The following is a 15,736-nucleotide window of genomic DNA, read 5'->3' on the forward strand; positions in this document are numbered from 1 at the left end:
GTCATCCGGCCGGGCGCCATCCCCAGACCCCTTCTCCCCTTCCCCAGGCAGACCGATCCGAGGAGACCGACCGATGACTGCTGCTCCGTCCCAGACCCCCGTGCTGCGGCTCGACCGCGTGACCCGCGTCCACGGGACCGGCGAGCTGGCGGTGCACGCGCTGCGGGAGGTCTCCTTCGAGGCCTACGCCGGAGAGCTGGTCGCCGTGATGGGTCCGTCCGGCTCGGGGAAGTCGACGCTGCTGACGATCGCCGGCGGGCTCGACGAGCCCAACGCGGGCGGGGTGCTGGTCGAGGGCTCCGACCTGATGGCCGCCGGTCAGGTCGGCCGCGCCAAGCTGCGCCGCACCTCGATCGGGTACGTCTTCCAGGACTTCAACCTCATCCCGGCGCTGACCGCGGCCGAGAACGTCAGCCTGCCGCTGGAGCTCGACGGTGCGCCGGCCAGGACGGCCCGCGCAGCGGCCGTGGCCGCCCTGGAGGAGGTCGGCGTCGCCGATCTCGCCGACCGGTTCCCCGACGAGATGTCCGGCGGCCAGCAGCAGCGGGTCGCGATCGCGCGTGCCGTGGTCGGTGAACGACGGCTGATCCTGGCCGACGAGCCGACGGGTGCGCTCGACTCGGTGACCGGCGAGGAGATCCTGCGCCTGCTGCGGGCGCGCTGCGACGCCGGCGCCGCCGGCGTGCTCGTCACCCACGAGCCGCGGCACGCGGCCTGGGCCGACCGGGTCGTCTACCTGCGCGACGGCCTCGTCGTCGACGAGTCGGGTGCGGCGATCGGCTCCGCGGAGGTGACCGCATGACGTGGTGGACATCGTGGCGCCTCGCGCTGCGGCTGGCCCGGCGCGACCTGCTCAAGCACAAGGCGCGCGCGATCATCGCCCTGGCGATGGTGACGCTCCCGGTCCTCGGCGTCGTCGCCGCCGACGTCCTGATCCAGACCGCGCAGGTCTCCGCGAGCGAGGGCATCGACCGCCGGCTCGGGACGGTCGCCACCGCCGAGCTCCGAGTCGATTCCAGCGGACAGCCGGTCCTCCAGGGTGCCGACCCGGACCAGAACACCGGCTTCACCGGCGGCAAGCTGGCGCGTCCGACCACGGTCGCCGACATCGAGTCGGTGATCGGTCGGCACACGATGGTGGCGGCGCCGCAACAGATGGAGGTCCTGGTCACCACCTCGCACGGCCGCGAGAGCGTCCGCGCGAGCGAGGTCGACGTGAACGACCGGCTCACCTCAGGGCTCTTCCGTCTGGTCAGCGGTCGCTGGCCGACATCGCCGGGTGAGGTCGTCGTCAACCAGCCGCTGCGCGACCGTGGCCTCGGCGACGACGGGTCGACCCTGACGGTCGTCGACCGGAACCGCGCCGAGAAGGGCCACCCGATCGTCGGCACCGTCGTCGACGCGACCACCCGGACCATGCCGATCGCTGTGGGCCTGCCGGGGACGTTCTCGACGACCGAGGCGTCCGCCTGGGACGAGGGGGCACGCGACTGGCTGGTGGACGGCGCGCCGATCACCTGGCACCAGGTCGAGCAGCTCAACAAGCTCGGCGTACTCGTCCTCGACCGCCACATCGTCACCCATCCCGGCGACTACCCCGACCCGTTCCCGTCCTCCGACATCGACGACACCACCGTCCAGGTCGCCGCGCTGATCATCGTGATGGCGCTCATCGAGGTCGTGCTGCTCGCCGGCCCGGCCTTCGCCGTCGGCGCCCGCAAGCAGCAGCGCTCGCTCGCCCTGCTGGTCTCCTCCGGCGGGACTCCGCAGCAGGCCCGGCGCGTGATCATCGGAGGTGGGCTGCTCCTCGGGGTGAGCGCCGGCGTGATCGGCGTCGTGGGCGGGATCCTGGCCGGCCGGCTGCTGATGCCCGTCGCACAGCGGCTCAACGGCGACTGGCTCGGCCCCTTCGACATCGACTGGCTGCACGTGGCGGCGGTGGCCGCGTTCGGCCTGGTCAGTGCCGTGATCGCCTGCCTCGTACCGGCGTGGATCGCCTCGCGGCAGAACGTCGTCGCGGTCCTCGCCGGGCGGCGCGGCGACGCCAAGCCCGTACGGGCCTTCCCCTGGATCGGGCTGGGCCTCTTCGGGATCGGCGTCCTGGTGGCGATCGCCGGTGCGCGGCCCGGGGGCGGCGAGCTGACGGTCGCGTGGGCGGCAGTGATCTGCGTGCTCGGCATGGTGCTGCTCGTGCCGACGGTGGTCTCGTGGGTGGCCCGTGTCGCGGGTCGCTTCCCGCTGCCGGCGCGGTTCGCGGCCCGCGACGCCGTCCGGCACCGCACCCGGACGACCCCGGCGGTGGCCGCGGTCGCGGCGACCGTGGCCGGCGTGGTCGCCCTCGGCATCGCCCAGGCCAGCGACGAGAAGCAGAACCGCGAGACGTACGTGCCGTCGCTCGTCATCGGCAACGCCGCGGTGACCACGTCGTACGACTTCGCCGACTCGGACCCGGCGAAGACCGACTGGACCACGGTGGCGGCGACCGTGAACCAGCACGTGCCCGGCGTGCGGATGGCGACCGTGCGCGGGCTGCAGGAGTCCTTCGCCGGCGGCGGCTACGACGAGATCGAGTTCCTCGAGCCGGGTACGTCGAACTGGATCACGCCCGGCCAGATGCGCGCCGGCCTCGGTGGCGGCATCATCGTCAGCGACGGCACGGACCTGCCCCCGACGGCGAAGGCCTCGCTGCCGGCCGGGGACGAGGTGTCGTCGGCACTGGCGAGCGGTCAGGCCGTCGTCTTCACCGACGACCAGGGTCAGGCGATGCTGCACGACGTCCAGATCCAGGTGACCCGGTATCCGGGCCAGGGAGAGCCGGTCCAGGGCGCGCCGATCAGCGTTCCCGCGCATCTCGTGGATCTGGGCGACAGGCCCGCCCCCGCCTCGGCGATCCTGCCGCCCTCGGTCGCCGAGCAGACCGGGCTGAAGACGGTCACCATGGGCCTCGAGCTGGATCAGCCGGAGCTCTCCTCCGGCGAGGCCAAGGACCTCGACGCGGCACTCGAGGCACTCCCCACACCGGCGATGCTCCAGGTCGAGCGCGGCTACCAGGCAGACGCCTACACCAAGATCGTGCAGTGGGTGCTCGCCCTGCTCGGCGCGATCCTGATGATGGGCGGCACCCTGACCGCGATGTTCCTGGCGCTCTCGGACGCCCGTCCTGACCTGGCCACGCTGGCGGCGGTCGGCGCCGAGGCCCGGGTGCGGCGCAAGGTCGCCGTGGCCTACACCTTCGTGGTGGGCTTCGTCGGGGCCGTGCTGGGGATGCTCGTCGGCTTCGTCCCGGGGCTCGCGATCACCCGGCCGCTGACCAGGTCCTACGCGATGGACTCCAGCAGCTCGTACTTCGTCGAGGTGCCGTGGCTGATGATCGCGGTGGTGGTGATCGGGCTGCCGCTGCTGACCGCCGCGATCGTCGGGCTGTGCGTTCGCTCGAAGCTGCCGATGGTCTCGCGACTGAGCTGACGCGCCTCGACAGGCTCGGCGAGCGTGGCGGCGCCTCGACAGGCTCGGCGACCGTCCGGGTGCTCACCGGGCGCCGTCGCGCCACCAGGCGACGGTCGCCCCGATGCCCTCGGCCAGGGGCGTCGGGGCGAGTCCGAGCCGGGCCTCGCTGGCGCTGGAGTCCAGCACGAACGGCCGGGTGAACTGGTAGGTCATCTCGGCCAGCTCCCGGGTGTCGCGGTGCACGGTCCCGATCGCCCGCAACAGGCCGGACGGGATGGCGGCGACCTTCGGGGCGCTCACCCCGGCGGCCTCGGCGTAGCGGGCGACGAGCTGGCGCTGGCTGAGCGGCTCGGCGGTCGGCGCGTGCAGGAAGGTGTTCCACAGCGCGGTGTCGTCGGCGGCGCGGATCATCGCCGCGGCCAGGTCGGGGACGTAGGTCCAGGAATGCGGCGCGTCGGGGTCACCGAGGACCCGCATCGTGCGCCCGGCCAGCACGGTCGGGACCATCCGCTCGCCGGCGTGGGCGTTGCGGACCAGGGGGCCGTAGAAGTCCGAGGCCGCGACGCTGACCGTCGGGGTCGCGGAGCGCTCACGGGCCCGGAGCAGCACCACCCGGACCGCCGGCTTGCCGAAGTCGGCGTCGCGCGGCGTGGACTCGGTCATGGGCTCGGACACGTGCCCGTAGGAGTAGAGACTCTCCGGGAAGACCACCACCGCGCCGACGTGGCCCGCCGCCTCCAGTACGGCCGCCTCGGCTCGGGGGAGCTCGGCCTGCCAGACGTCGGCGCGGTAGGCGGAGCCGTGCATGCAGTCGAAAACGGCCGTCGCGCCGGCGAAGGCCTCGGCGAGCGCGGCGCCGTCGCTGGCGTCGACCCGCCGACGCTCGATCAACGGGTGCTCGGGGCCGCTCCCGGACCGGGTCAGCAGGGTGACCGGGCGACCGGCGCCGGCGAGCTGCAGGGCGATGGTGGCTCCGACCGGACCGGCGCCGATGACGACGGTAGGTGTGGGGGTGCTCATGGGGTTCTCCTTCTCGAGTGAAAACGAGAGCACTGCTCTCTATTTCGATCATGGAGTCTTCTCGCAGTAAATGCAAGAGCACTGCTCACATTTGTCTCTGGCGCTCTCGGCAGGCACGATGGGGGCATGGACGGCACCCCACGCGACCGCGCTCGGACCCGCACGATGGCCGAGATCGTCCGGATCGGGCGCGAGCAGCTCGCCAGCGACGGGGCGGCCGCGCTCTCGCTGCGCGCGGTGGCGCGAGAGCTCGGCGTGGTCTCCTCGGCCGTCTACCGCTACGTCGGCAGCCGCGACGAGCTGCTCACCCTGCTGGTCGTCGCCGGGTACGACGAGCTCGGCGACGCCGTGGACGCGGCCCTCGCCGAGGTGGTCCCCAGCGATCATCGTGGTCGGCTGGTCGCGATCGGCACCGCCGTCCGGGCTTGGGCGGTGCGGGAGCCGGCGACGTACGCGCTGCTCTTCGGCAGCCCGGTGCCCGGCTATCACGCGCCGGCGGAGCAGACCACCGGGCCGGGGACGCGGGTGGTCCGCGCGCTGGTGGAAGTGTGGGCGCAGGCGTACGCCGCCGGAGGGCTGCACCTGTCGGAGGCATCCCCGGTGCCGGCCCCCTTGTCCGCCTCCTTCGCGGAGGTGCGCGCCGAGCTGGGGCTCGACCTCCCGGACGCGCTGCTCGCCCGCGGCGTGCTGGCCTGGGCGGCGCTCTTCGGCTGCGTCAGCTTCGAGGTCTTCGGGCAGTACGGCGCCGGCACCTTCGGCGAGCCGGGCGCTCTCTTCGCGCACCAGCTTCAGCTGCTGGCCGACGTGGTCGGAATGGGGCCCAGCGCATAAAAAGTCAGTCTTGACTGTTTGTTAGTCGCGCGGGAGGGTGGTGGGGTGACCGCCACCGCCGCCCGCGTGCCGCAGGAGGAGCGCACCCGCCTGATGCGGGCGCGGCTCCTCGACGCCACGGTCGAGCTGTTGGTGGAGCGCGGCTTCGCCGGCACCACGACCACGCTCGTCTCCGAGCGGGCGGGCGTCAGCCGGGGCGCCCAGCTGCACCACTTCCCGACCAAGAACGCCCTGGTCGTGGCCGCCGTCGAGCACGTGATGATGGGTCGCGACGAGGCGCTGCGGGCGGCCGTCGCCGGCCATCAGGGCGCCAAGGTCCGCGCGATCCTCCAGATGCTGGCCGACCACTTCACCTCGCCCGGCTTCAAGGCCGCGCTGGAGCTCTGGGTCGCGGCCCGTACCGACCCCGACCTGCTCGCCGCCGTCGGGCCGCTGGAGCGCCGACTCGGCCGCGAAACCCACCGGATCACCGTCGAGCTGCTCGGCGTCGACGAGTCCCGCCCGGGAACCCGTGAGCTGATCCAGGCGACCCTCGACCTCTGCCGTGGCCTCGGCCTGGCCGACACCCTCTCCGACGACGCCAGGCGGCGCGGCCGGATCCTCGACGAGTGGGCCACGGTCCTCGAGAAGGAGATCGCGCAATGACCGATCTGTTGGATGCGCTCCTGCGTGACCTGGCCGCGGAGAGCGATGCGCTCCGGGCCGTCGTCGCCGACCTGAGCGACGAGCAGTGGCGTACGGCCACGCCAGCGGAGGGCTGGGACGTCGCCACCTCGATCGCGCACCTCGCCTGGACCGACGAGGCCGCCGTCGCCGCCGCGCATGCCGCGGCCGGGGACAAGGACACCTGGGACGCGGTGGTGCTCGAGGCCCTCGCCGACATGAACGGCGTCGTCGACAAGGCGGCACTCGCCGGTGGCGCGGTGGCCCCCGCCGAGCTGCTCGCCCGCTGGGACGCCGGCCGGGTGGCGCTCGATGGAGCGCTGCGCGGCAACCAGGAGCGGGGCGAGGGCAAGATGCCGTGGTTCGGCCCGCCGATGTCGCCGGCGTCGATGGCGACCGCACGCTTCATGGAGACCTGGGCCCACGGACTCGACGTCCGCGACGGCCTCGGCATCGCCGAGAGCCCGACCGACCGGGTGAAGCACATCTGCCACCTCGGCATCCGTACCCGTGGCTACGTCTACTCCCTCCACGAGCTGGAGGCGCCGACGTCCGAGGTGCGGCTCGACCTGACCGCTCCCAGCGGCGGGGTCTGGACGTGGGGGGCGGACGACGCCGAGCAGAGCATCACGGGCTCGGCCTGGGACTTCGCCCGACTGGCCACCCGCCGCATCCACCGCGACGACACCGATCTCGTGGCGATCGGGCCCGACGCTGACCGGTGGCTCGACATCGTGCAGGCCTTCGCGGGCCCCTCAGGGAAGGGGCGCGAGCGTGCCTGAGACCAAGCCCCCGGTCAGGATCGGGAACTGCTCCGGCTTCTACGGCGACCGGATCAGCGCGATGCGGGAGATGCTCGACCCGGCGACGGGCTCGGGGGCCGAGAAGCTGGACGTGCTCACCGGTGACTACCTGGCCGAGCTGACCATGCTGATCCTCGGCAAGGACACCATCCGCGACCCGTCGCTCGGCTACGCGAAGACCTTCCTGGCCCAGGCGGAGGACTGCCTCGCGCTGGCGCTGGAGAAGGGCGTCAAGCTGGTCAGCAACGCGGGCGGCCTCAACCCGAGGGGGCTCGCCGAGGCGCTCGCCTCCATCGACACCGGCACCGGTCGCACGCCGCGGATCGCGTACGTCGACGGCGACGACCTGCGGGAGCGGATCGCCGACGTCGCGCCCGACCTCGCCGGCGCGCTCACCGCCAACGCGTACCTCGGCGCCTTCGGCATCGCCCGAGCGCTCGCCCACGGCGCCGACGTCGTCGTCACCGGCCGCGTCACCGACGCAGCGGTCGTGATGGGCCCGGCGATCTGGTGGCACGACTGGTCGCCCACCGACTACGACGAGCTCGCCGGGTCGGTGGTCGCCGGCCACGTCATCGAGTGCGGCACGCAGGCCACGGGCGGCAACTTCGCCGGCCTCTTCGACGCCATCGACGCCGGCCTCGTCGAGGACCCGCTGCAGCCGTTCGGCTTCCCGATCGCGGAGATCGCCGCCGACGGCACCGTGGTGATCACCAAGCACGCGGGCACGGGCGGCCTGGTGACCGTCGACACCGTCACCGCCCAGCTCTTCTACGAGATCCAAGGCGCGGACTACCTCAACCCCGACGTCACCACCGACCTCACGTCGATCTCGCTGCGCCAGCTCGACCGGGACCGGGTCGAGATCTCCGGCACGAAGGGCTCCGAGCCGCCGGCCCGGCTCAAGGTCGCCGCCAACCAGCTCGGTGGCTGGCGCAACCAGGTGGAGTTCGTCCTCACCGGGCTCGACCTCGAGCGCAAGAGCGACCTGCTGCGTGCCCAGGTCGAGGCCGTGCTGCCGGCCGACCTGCAGCGCTCGTGGTCGACGTGGCGCGTCCCCGCTCCGGACTCGCCGACGGAGGAGGGCGCCGCGGTGCTGCAGCGCCTGGTCGTCTGGTCGCACGACCAGGACGCCGTCGGGCGCGCCTTCACCGGCCCGGCGATCGAGCTGGTGCTCGCGTCGTACGCCGGCTTCCACGTCACCGCTCCGCCCGGGAAGCCGAGTGCGTATGGCGTCTACACGCCCACCTATGTCGACCGCGACCAGGTGACGCACACCGTCCACCACCACGACGGCACCTCCGAGGTGATCGCATGAGCGTCTCCACGCTGCGCCCGCTCGGCGACCTGGTCTACGCGCGCTCAGGCGACAAGGGCGGCGACGCCAACATCGGCCTGTGGGTGCCGGCGGGCCGCTCGGATGCGGCTGTCGCATGGCTGCTGCAGACAGTGACGGTGGAGTGGCTCCGCGAGCTCCTGCCCGAGGCGCACGACCTCGAGATCGACCTCGTACCGCTGCCCAACCTGCGCGGCGTCAACATCGTCATCCACGGCATCCTCGGCGCGGGGGTGGCCGAGGGCGTGCGCTTCGACCCCCAGGCCAAGGCGCTCGGCGAGTGGATCCGCAGCCGCCACGTCGCCATCCCGGACCGGATCCTGGCGTGAGCGCGGTCTTCGAGCTCGGCGCCGCGTTCGCCCGACGCGAGGTCTTCGGTTCGCTCCAGGAGTGGGAGGACGCCGGCGAGGTCCCGCGGGCGCTCCATCTCGCCGCGGCGAAGCAGGGCCTGCTCGGGATGGGCTTCCGCGAGGAGGTGGGGGGCGTGGGCGGCAACCTCGCCGACGTCACAGCGCTGCAGGAGGGGATGCTCTCCGAGGGCGCCTCCAGCGGCCTGCTGGCGGCGCTCTTCACGAACGGCATCGCGCTGCCGCACATCGCGCGGCACGGCTCGCCGGAGCTGATCGACCGCTACGTCCGGCCGACGCTGGCCGGCGAGAGGATCGGCGCCCTGGCCATCACCGAGCCGGGCGGCGGCTCCGACGTCGCGCACCTGACGACGCGCGCGGTGCGGGTCTCGGCAGGCTCGACCACCGACGACCACTACGTCGTCAACGGCGCCAAGACCTTCATCACCAGCGGCGTCCGCGCCGACTTCCTCACCGTCGCCGTCCGGGTCTCGACCCTTCGACAGGCTCAGGACGGCGCAGGCTCGACCACTCTGGCCGGCGCGCAGGGCATCAGCCTGCTCGTCATCGACAAGGACACCCCCGGGGTGACCGTCGATCGCCGGCTGCAGAAGATGGGCTGGCACTGCTCCGACACCGCCGAGCTCGGCTTCGCCGACGTGCGCGTCCCGGCGAGCAACCTGGTGGGTGCGGAGAACGCCGCGTTCGGCTACATCGCCGAGGCGTTCGTGACCGAGCGGATCGCGCTCGCCGTGCACGCGTACGGCATCGCAGCCCGATCGCTCGCGCTGACGGCGGCGTACGCCCGCGAGCGCTCGACGTTCGGTGAGCCGCTGATCAGCCGACAGGTCGTACGGCATCGGCTCGTCGAGATGCACCGCCGCGTCGAGTCGGCCAGGGCCTACACCCATGCCGTCGTGCGCGAGTACGACGCCGACGGCACGACGCCGGCCACGATCGCGGGGGCCGCGCTGGCCAAGCAGACCGCCGTCGAGGCGAGTCAGTGGGTCTGCAACGAGGCCGTGCAGCTGCACGGCGGCACCGGCTACATGCACGGCACGGAGGTGGAGCGGCACTACCGCGACACCCGGATCCTGCCCATCGGAGGAGGAGCAACCGAAGTGATGACCGACCTGGCCGCGAAGATGTTGGGGTATGCCTCATGAGCGGGGTCGCGACAAGCTCGCCCACCGCGACCGACGAGCGCCGAGCGGCCATGCTCGCCAAGCTCGCCGACCTCGACGCCGAGCACCAGAAGGCCGTCATGGCCGGCGGGAAGTACATCGAGCGGCATCACGCCCGGGGCAAGCTCACCGCCCGAGAGCGGATCGAGCTGCTCCTCGACGAGGGTGCGCCGTTCCTCGAGCTGATGACGCTGGCCGGCTGGGGCACCGAGTTCACCATCGGCGGCTCGACCGTCACCGGCATCGGCGTCGTCTCCGGCACCGAGTGCATGATCATCGCGCACGACCCCACGGTGAAGGGCGGGTCGATCAACCCGATCTCGATGAAGAAGACCGGCCGGGCGATGCAGATCGCGGAGGAGAACCACCTCCCGTGCGTCACCCTCGTCGAGTCCGGTGGCGCCGACCTCCCGCACCAGAAGGACATCTTCCTGCCGGCCGGGCGCGGCTTCCGCGACATCACCCGTGCCAGTGCCCGCAAGCAGCCGACCGTCGCCATCGTCTTCGGCAACTCCACCGCCGGTGGCGCGTACATCCCCGGCATGAGCGACTACATCGTGATGGTCGACGGCGGCGCGAAGGTCTTCCTCGGCGGCCCGCCGCTGGTGAAGATGGCGACCGGTGAGGTCTCCGGCGACGAGGAGCTCGGCGGGGCGCGGATGCACGCCACGACGTCGGGACTGGCCGACTTCCTCGCCGTCGACGAGCGCGACGCGATCCGGCTCGGCCGGCGCATCGTCGCCCGGCTCAACGTGGAGAAGAAGGGCCGGCGGATCTCGACAGGCTCGATCTCCGAGACAGGCTCGATCTCCGATCTCGGTGGTCGAGTAGCCGTCGCGAGGGACGAGCGAGGGCGTATCGAGACCCGTCGCAACTCGATGTCCGACTATGCCGAGCCGCTGCTCGACCCGGAGGGCCTGCTCGACATCATCCCGACCGACCTCAAGGAGCCGTTCGACCCGCGCGAGGTGATCCTGCGCCTGGTTGACGGCCCGAGCGAGTCGAACGAGGTCCCGTTCGACGAGTTCAAGCCGCTCTACGGCGCCTCGCTGGTGACCGGCTGGGCCCGGCTCCACGGTCGCCCGATCGGCATCGTCGCCAACGCCCAGGGGATCCTGTTCAGCAAGGAGGCGCAGAAGGCGACGCAGTTCATCCAGCTCTGCAACGCCTCCGACACGCCGCTGCTCTTCCTGCACAACACCACCGGCTACATGGTCGGCAAGGAGTACGAGCAGGGCGGGATCATCAAGCACGGCGCGATGATGGTCAACGCGGTCTCCAACTCGACCGTGCCGGCCATCTCGATCCTGATCGGCGCCTCGTACGGTGCCGGCAACTACGGCATGAACGGGCGTGCGTACGACCCGCGCTTCCTCTTCACCTGGCCCAACGCCAAGTGCGCCGTGATGGGCCCGCAGCAGCTCGCCGGCGTGATGGAGATCGTCGCCCGCGGTGCCGCGGAGTCCAAGGGCGTCGCCTACGACGAGGAGGCCGGCGCGGCCACCAAGGCGTTCGTCGAGGAGATGATCGAGCAGCAGTCGCTGCCGTACTTCCTCTCCGGGATGGTCTACGACGACGGGGTCATCGACCCCCGCGACACCCGCTCCATCCTCGGCATCTGCCTGTCCGTCATCGAGAACAAGCCGATCGAGGGCAACCTCAACTTCGGCGTCTTCAGGATGTGAGCGGCGCAGTGACACGCGACGAAGGAGCGTGGCGCGTGGGCGCCGCCAGGTCGAGCAAGCCCTGCGACCGACGCAGGAGGTCGGAACGGGCGGGTCGAGACAGTGAGAACGCAGTGACACGCGACGAAGGAGCGTGGCGCGTGGGCGCCGCCAGGTCGAGCAAGCCCTGCGATCGACGCAGGAGGTCGGAACGGGCGGGTCGAGACAGTGAGAACGCAGTGACACGCGACGAAGGAGCGTGGCGCGTGGGCGCCGCCAGGTCGAGCAAGCCCTGCGATCGACGCAGGAGGTCGGAACGGGCGGGTCGAGACAGTGAGTACGCGGAAGGAACAGCACGATGATCAACAGGCTCCTTGTCGCTAACCGGGGCGAGATCGCCCGCCGCGTCTTCGCCTCCTGCCGCAGGCTGGGGATCGCGACGGTGGCCGTGCACTCCGACGCCGACGCCTCGGCGCCCTTCGTGGCCGATGCTGACGCCGCCGTACGCCTCCCGGGGAACACACCCGCCGAGACGTACCTGCGCGGCGACCTGATCATCGCCGCCGCGAAGGCCGCGGGCGCGGACGCGATCCACCCCGGCTACGGCTTCCTGTCGGAGAACGCCGACTTCGCCCGCGCCGTCATCGACGCCGGGCTGACGTGGGTCGGACCCTCGCCGGACTCGATCGAGTCGATGGGCTCCAAGGTCGAGTCGAAGAAGCTGATGGCTGCCGCCGGTGTCCCTGTCCTGGGCGACCTCACCCCCGAGACCGCCACCGAGGCGGACCTCCCGCTCCTGGTGAAGGCGTCGGCCGGCGGTGGTGGGCGCGGCATGCGGATCGTGCGCGAGCTCGCCGCATTGCCCGGCGAGATCGCGAAGGCGCAGGCCGAGGCCGAGTCGGCGTTCGGGGACGGCACCGTCTTCGTGGAGCCGTTCATCGAGAGCGGACGCCACGTCGAGGTCCAGGTCGTCGGGGACGGCAACGGGCAGGTGCTCGTCTTCGGCGAGCGCGACTGCTCGGTGCAGCGTCGCCACCAGAAGGTGATCGAGGAGGCGCCCGCACCGGGGCTCCCGGCCACCACCCGCGAGGCGCTGCACACCGCTGCCCGTCTCGCCGGCGCAGCGATCTCCTACCGCGGGGCCGGCACGGTCGAGTTCCTCTACGACCCGGCCCGCGACCGGTTCTTCTTCCTGGAGATGAACACCCGCCTGCAGGTCGAGCACCCGGTCACCGAGGAGGTCTTCGGCGTCGACCTGGTGGAGCTGCAGATCGCTGTCGCCGAGGGGCGGGGTCTCGATACGGCCTCGCCTAGCGGCTCGGCCTACTCGACCAGCGATATCGGCGGTCGAGTAGCGAGCGCCAGCGATGTCGGCGGTCGAGTAGCGAGCGCCAGCGAGGGTATCGAGACCCCGATCGAGACCTCGCCACGCGGGCATGCGGTCGAGGTGCGCCTGTACGCCGAGGACCCGGCCGCGGGCTTCGCGCCGCAGACCGGCCTGCTGACGGCCCTCGACATCCCAGGGGTGGTCGCGGAGTTCGAGCGGGTCTCGACAGGCTCGAGCCCCGGGGTGCGGCTCGACTCGGGCGTGGTGGCCGGCAACGAGATCGGCACCTTCTACGACGCGATGATCGCCAAGGTGATCTGCTGGGCGCCGACCCGCGAGCAGGCGGCCCGCCGGCTCGCCGGCGCCCTGGCCGCGGCGAGGATCCACGGTGTGCGGACCAACCGCGACCTGCTGGTGGGGCTGCTGCGCAGCGACGTCTTCCTCGAGGGTCGGATGCACACCACCTGGCTCGACGCCCCGGCGGTCGCTCGAGAGCTGAGCGCCCCGGCCGAGGGCATCGTCGAGCTCTCCGCCTTCGCGGCTGCGCTCGCCCTGGCGGAGCGGGCCCGTGCCGGCTCGGCGCACCACGCACGGATCCCTGCCGGCTGGCGCAACGTGCCCTCGCAGCCGCAGTCGACCGTCTTCGGGGTCTCGACAGGCTCGACCTCCGGGCACTCGATCTCCGGGAGCTCGACCTCCGGGGACGCCGAGATCGACGTGCGGTGGTTCGGCGGCCGCACGCCGCGGCACGCGGAGCGTACGGACGTCGTCGTCCTCAGCGTCGGCACCGAGGCGGTCACGCTCTCGATCGGAGGCGTCGCCACCACGTACGCGGTCAGTGTCAGCGGGCACCTGGGCAGCCTGGTCGACGTCGACAGCCCGGCCGGCCACGTCGCGCTGCGCCGTACGCCCCGCTTCACCGATCCCGCCGACCGCGTCGCCGAGGGCAGCCTGCTGGCCCCGATGCCCGGCACCGTCGTCGCGGTGCACGCCGGGGTCGGGGACGCCGTCGCGGAGGGCCAGCCGCTGCTGGTCCTGGAGGCGATGAAGATGCAGCACACCATCAACGCCCCGCATGCGGGCACCGTCATCGAGCTCGACGTCGCCGTCGGCCACCAGGTCGACGGCGGGGCCGTCCTCGCCGTCGTGGACATCCCCGAGGAGAACGCAGAATGAGCGAGCGCCAGCGAGCGAACAATTCAACACAGCGCGCGGAGATCTCATGCGCGCACGGAGCGAAGCGAGTACGTGCATGAGCAGTTTCGTCGAGTCCGAGGAGCGCCAGGAGCTGCGCAAGCAGGTCCACCGGCTCGCGTCCAAATACGGCCAGGAGTACTTCCTGAAGAAGGCCCGAGCCGGGGAGAAGACCACCGAGCTCTGGCTGGAGCTGGGCAAGAACGGCTACCTCGGGGTCAACCTCCCCGAGGAGTACGGCGGGGGCGGCGGTGGCCTCGGTGACGTCGCGGCGGTCCTCGAGGAGGTCGGCGCGGCCGGCTGTCCGCTGCTGCTGATGGTCGTCAGCCCGGCGATCTGCGGCACGGTGATCAACAGGTACGGCACCGACGAGCAGAAGCAGCGCTGGCTGCCCGGCATCGCGGACGGCACCGAGACGATGGCCTTCGCCATCACCGAGCCCGATGCGGGCACCAACTCGCACAACATCATCACGACGGCACGCCGCGACGGCGACGAATGGGTGCTCAACGGTCGCAAGATCTACATCTCCGGCCTCGACGAGTCCAAGAACGTCCTGGTCGTGGCGCGCGCCGAGGACGCGAAGACGGGCAAGCTCAAGCCCTGCCTCTTCGTGGTGCCGACCGACGCCGCTGGGTTCGAGTTCACCCCGATCCCGATGGAGTTCGTCTCCCCGGAGCTGCAGTTCCAGGTGTTCATCGACGACGTCCGGCTGCCCGCCGACGCGCTGATCGGCGACCAGAGCGGCACCGGCGGCGGCCTCGAGATGCTGTTCGCCGGGCTCAACCCCGAGCGCGTGATGGCGGCATCCTTCGCCACCGGCCTGGCCCGCTTCGCGCTGACCAGGGCCTCCGCGTACGCCAAGGAGCGCTCGGTCTTCGACGCCCCGATCGGCAGCCACCAGGCGATCGCCCACCCGCTCGCGCAGGCCCACATCCAGGTCGAGCTGGCTCGGCTGATGACGCAGAAGGCGGCCGCGCTGGTCGACGAGGGCAAGGACCTCGAGGCCGGCGAGGCGGCCAACATGGCGAAGTACGCCGCGGCCGAGGCCTCCTGCTTCGCCGTCGACACCTCCGTGCACACGTTCGGCGGCAACGGCCTCACCCAGGAGTACGGCATGGGCGCGCTCGTCGCCGCGTCGCGGGTCATGCGGATCGCGCCGGTGTCGAAGGAGATGATCCTCAACTTCGTCGCGATGCACTCGCTGGGACTGCCGAAGTCCTACTGACCCCCGAATTTGCACCTGCGACCGTCGAGTCTGCACGTGGCGCCGCCCGTACCTGCAAATTCGACGGTTACAGGTGCAGACTCGGCGTCACTCGGGGCGCTGGACGATGACGACCGTCTCGACGATCTTGTCGGCGAAGGTCTGGCGCTTGCGGTCCCACAGCGGCCAGAGCCAGCCGAGGTAGAGCAGGGCGCTGTCGAGGGTGTGCAGGATCTCGCGGAGGAACGCCCAGCCGCCGCAGATGGGTGCTCCGGTGGAGATCTTGATCAGCTTGATGCCGACGACGCTCTTGCCGAGGGTGTAGCCGGTCGAGCCCTGGCGGACGAAGACGTTCCAGATCCAGAAGGCGAGCGCGAGCAGGAAGCCGAAGGCGATCAGGATGCCCCCGATGGTGGCACCGGCGTCGTTCATGTGGATGTCGGTCGAGCCGTCCGGCCGGTCGACGTAGTCGGCCGTGGCGAACATGACGATGAAGCCGATGAAGACCGGCAGCGTCGCGAGGAACTCGAACAGCGCGTCCAGGAGACGCCCGGCGACCCGCCTGCCCCAGCGGGCGTACGGGATCGGGACGACCGGCGGGGGATGGGCGGGCTGCTCGTAGGGACTCGGCGCTGCTTCGTAGCTCATGCACGTACTCGCTTCGCTCCGCGCGCGCATGAGGCACATGCCGCGCAGTACCGGATGGTGTGCTC

At 71.6% G+C, this 15,736-nt stretch carries 13 protein-coding genes; 11 read left to right on the plus strand and 2 right to left on the minus strand.

What is annotated here, in order from left to right; genetic code table 11:
- Positions 1–73: 73 nt before the first annotated feature.
- Positions 74–802 (plus strand): ABC transporter ATP-binding protein, encoded by a 729-nt coding sequence (locus tag ACZ5L9_RS07480; RefSeq protein WP_464535709.1) that lies wholly within the window; start codon positions 74–76, stop codon positions 800–802.
- The gene (locus ACZ5L9_RS07485) at positions 799–3,465 is read left to right on the plus strand and encodes an ABC transporter permease (protein WP_464535712.1); all 2,667 of its coding nucleotides are present in this window, start codon (positions 799–801) and stop codon (positions 3,463–3,465) included. The genes ACZ5L9_RS07480 and ACZ5L9_RS07485 overlap by 4 nt, the downstream gene beginning before the upstream one ends.
- A gap of 63 nt (positions 3,466–3,528) precedes the next feature.
- Here ACZ5L9_RS07485 and ACZ5L9_RS07490 read toward each other — a convergent pair whose 3' ends face one another.
- Positions 3,529–4,467: an NAD-dependent epimerase/dehydratase family protein gene (locus ACZ5L9_RS07490; protein ID WP_464535715.1), complete on the minus strand. Its 939-nt coding sequence runs from the start codon at positions 4,465–4,467 to the stop codon at positions 3,529–3,531.
- A 126-nt stretch (positions 4,468–4,593) separates the two neighbouring features.
- Between ACZ5L9_RS07490 and ACZ5L9_RS07495 the strand changes: the two genes are divergently transcribed.
- The 9 genes from ACZ5L9_RS07495 (at position 4,594) to ACZ5L9_RS07535 (ending at position 15,044) form a co-directional block, all read left to right on the plus strand.
- Positions 4,594–5,298, plus strand: coding sequence for a TetR/AcrR family transcriptional regulator (locus ACZ5L9_RS07495; RefSeq protein WP_464535718.1), 705 nt, complete (start codon positions 4,594–4,596; stop codon positions 5,296–5,298).
- A 45-nt stretch (positions 5,299–5,343) separates the two neighbouring features.
- Positions 5,344–5,943, plus strand: a complete 600-nt coding sequence (locus ACZ5L9_RS07500) for a TetR/AcrR family transcriptional regulator (protein WP_464535720.1) — start codon at positions 5,344–5,346, stop codon at positions 5,941–5,943.
- Positions 5,940–6,743, plus strand: a complete 804-nt coding sequence (locus ACZ5L9_RS07505) for a TIGR03084 family metal-binding protein (protein ID WP_464535722.1) — start codon at positions 5,940–5,942, stop codon at positions 6,741–6,743. Before ACZ5L9_RS07500 ends, ACZ5L9_RS07505 begins: the two co-directional genes overlap by 4 nt.
- Complete coding sequence (locus ACZ5L9_RS07510; RefSeq protein WP_464535724.1) at positions 6,736–8,082, plus strand: acyclic terpene utilization AtuA family protein; 1,347 nt, start codon at positions 6,736–6,738, stop codon at positions 8,080–8,082. The genes ACZ5L9_RS07505 and ACZ5L9_RS07510 overlap by 8 nt, the downstream gene beginning before the upstream one ends.
- On the plus strand, positions 8,079–8,429 hold the full coding sequence (locus ACZ5L9_RS07515) for an AtuA-related protein (RefSeq protein ID WP_464535726.1): 351 nt from the start codon (positions 8,079–8,081) through the stop codon (positions 8,427–8,429). Before ACZ5L9_RS07510 ends, ACZ5L9_RS07515 begins: the two co-directional genes overlap by 4 nt.
- A complete protein-coding gene (locus ACZ5L9_RS07520; RefSeq protein ID WP_464535727.1) occupies positions 8,426–9,613 on the plus strand; it encodes an acyl-CoA dehydrogenase family protein in 1,188 nt (395 codons plus the stop codon). The genes ACZ5L9_RS07515 and ACZ5L9_RS07520 overlap by 4 nt, the downstream gene beginning before the upstream one ends.
- On the plus strand, positions 9,610–11,316 hold the full coding sequence (locus ACZ5L9_RS07525) for an acyl-CoA carboxylase subunit beta (RefSeq protein WP_464535729.1): 1,707 nt from the start codon (positions 9,610–9,612) through the stop codon (positions 11,314–11,316). Before ACZ5L9_RS07520 ends, ACZ5L9_RS07525 begins: the two co-directional genes overlap by 4 nt.
- Before the next feature lie 337 nt (positions 11,317–11,653).
- Entirely contained in the window at positions 11,654–13,798 is a 2,145-nt protein-coding gene (locus tag ACZ5L9_RS07530) for an ATP-binding protein (RefSeq protein ID WP_464535732.1), read from the plus strand.
- 76 nt (positions 13,799–13,874) lie between these two features.
- A complete protein-coding gene (locus ACZ5L9_RS07535; protein WP_464535734.1) occupies positions 13,875–15,044 on the plus strand; it encodes an acyl-CoA dehydrogenase family protein in 1,170 nt (389 codons plus the stop codon).
- Positions 15,045–15,131: 87 nt separating this feature from the next.
- On the opposite strand, the gene ACZ5L9_RS07540 is transcribed toward ACZ5L9_RS07535, so the two are convergent.
- Complete coding sequence (locus ACZ5L9_RS07540; RefSeq protein ID WP_464535737.1) at positions 15,132–15,671, minus strand: RDD family protein; 540 nt, start codon at positions 15,669–15,671, stop codon at positions 15,132–15,134.
- Positions 15,672–15,736: the final 65 nt, after the last annotated feature.

It is taken from the genome of Nocardioides sp. JCM 18998, assembly GCF_055391535.1.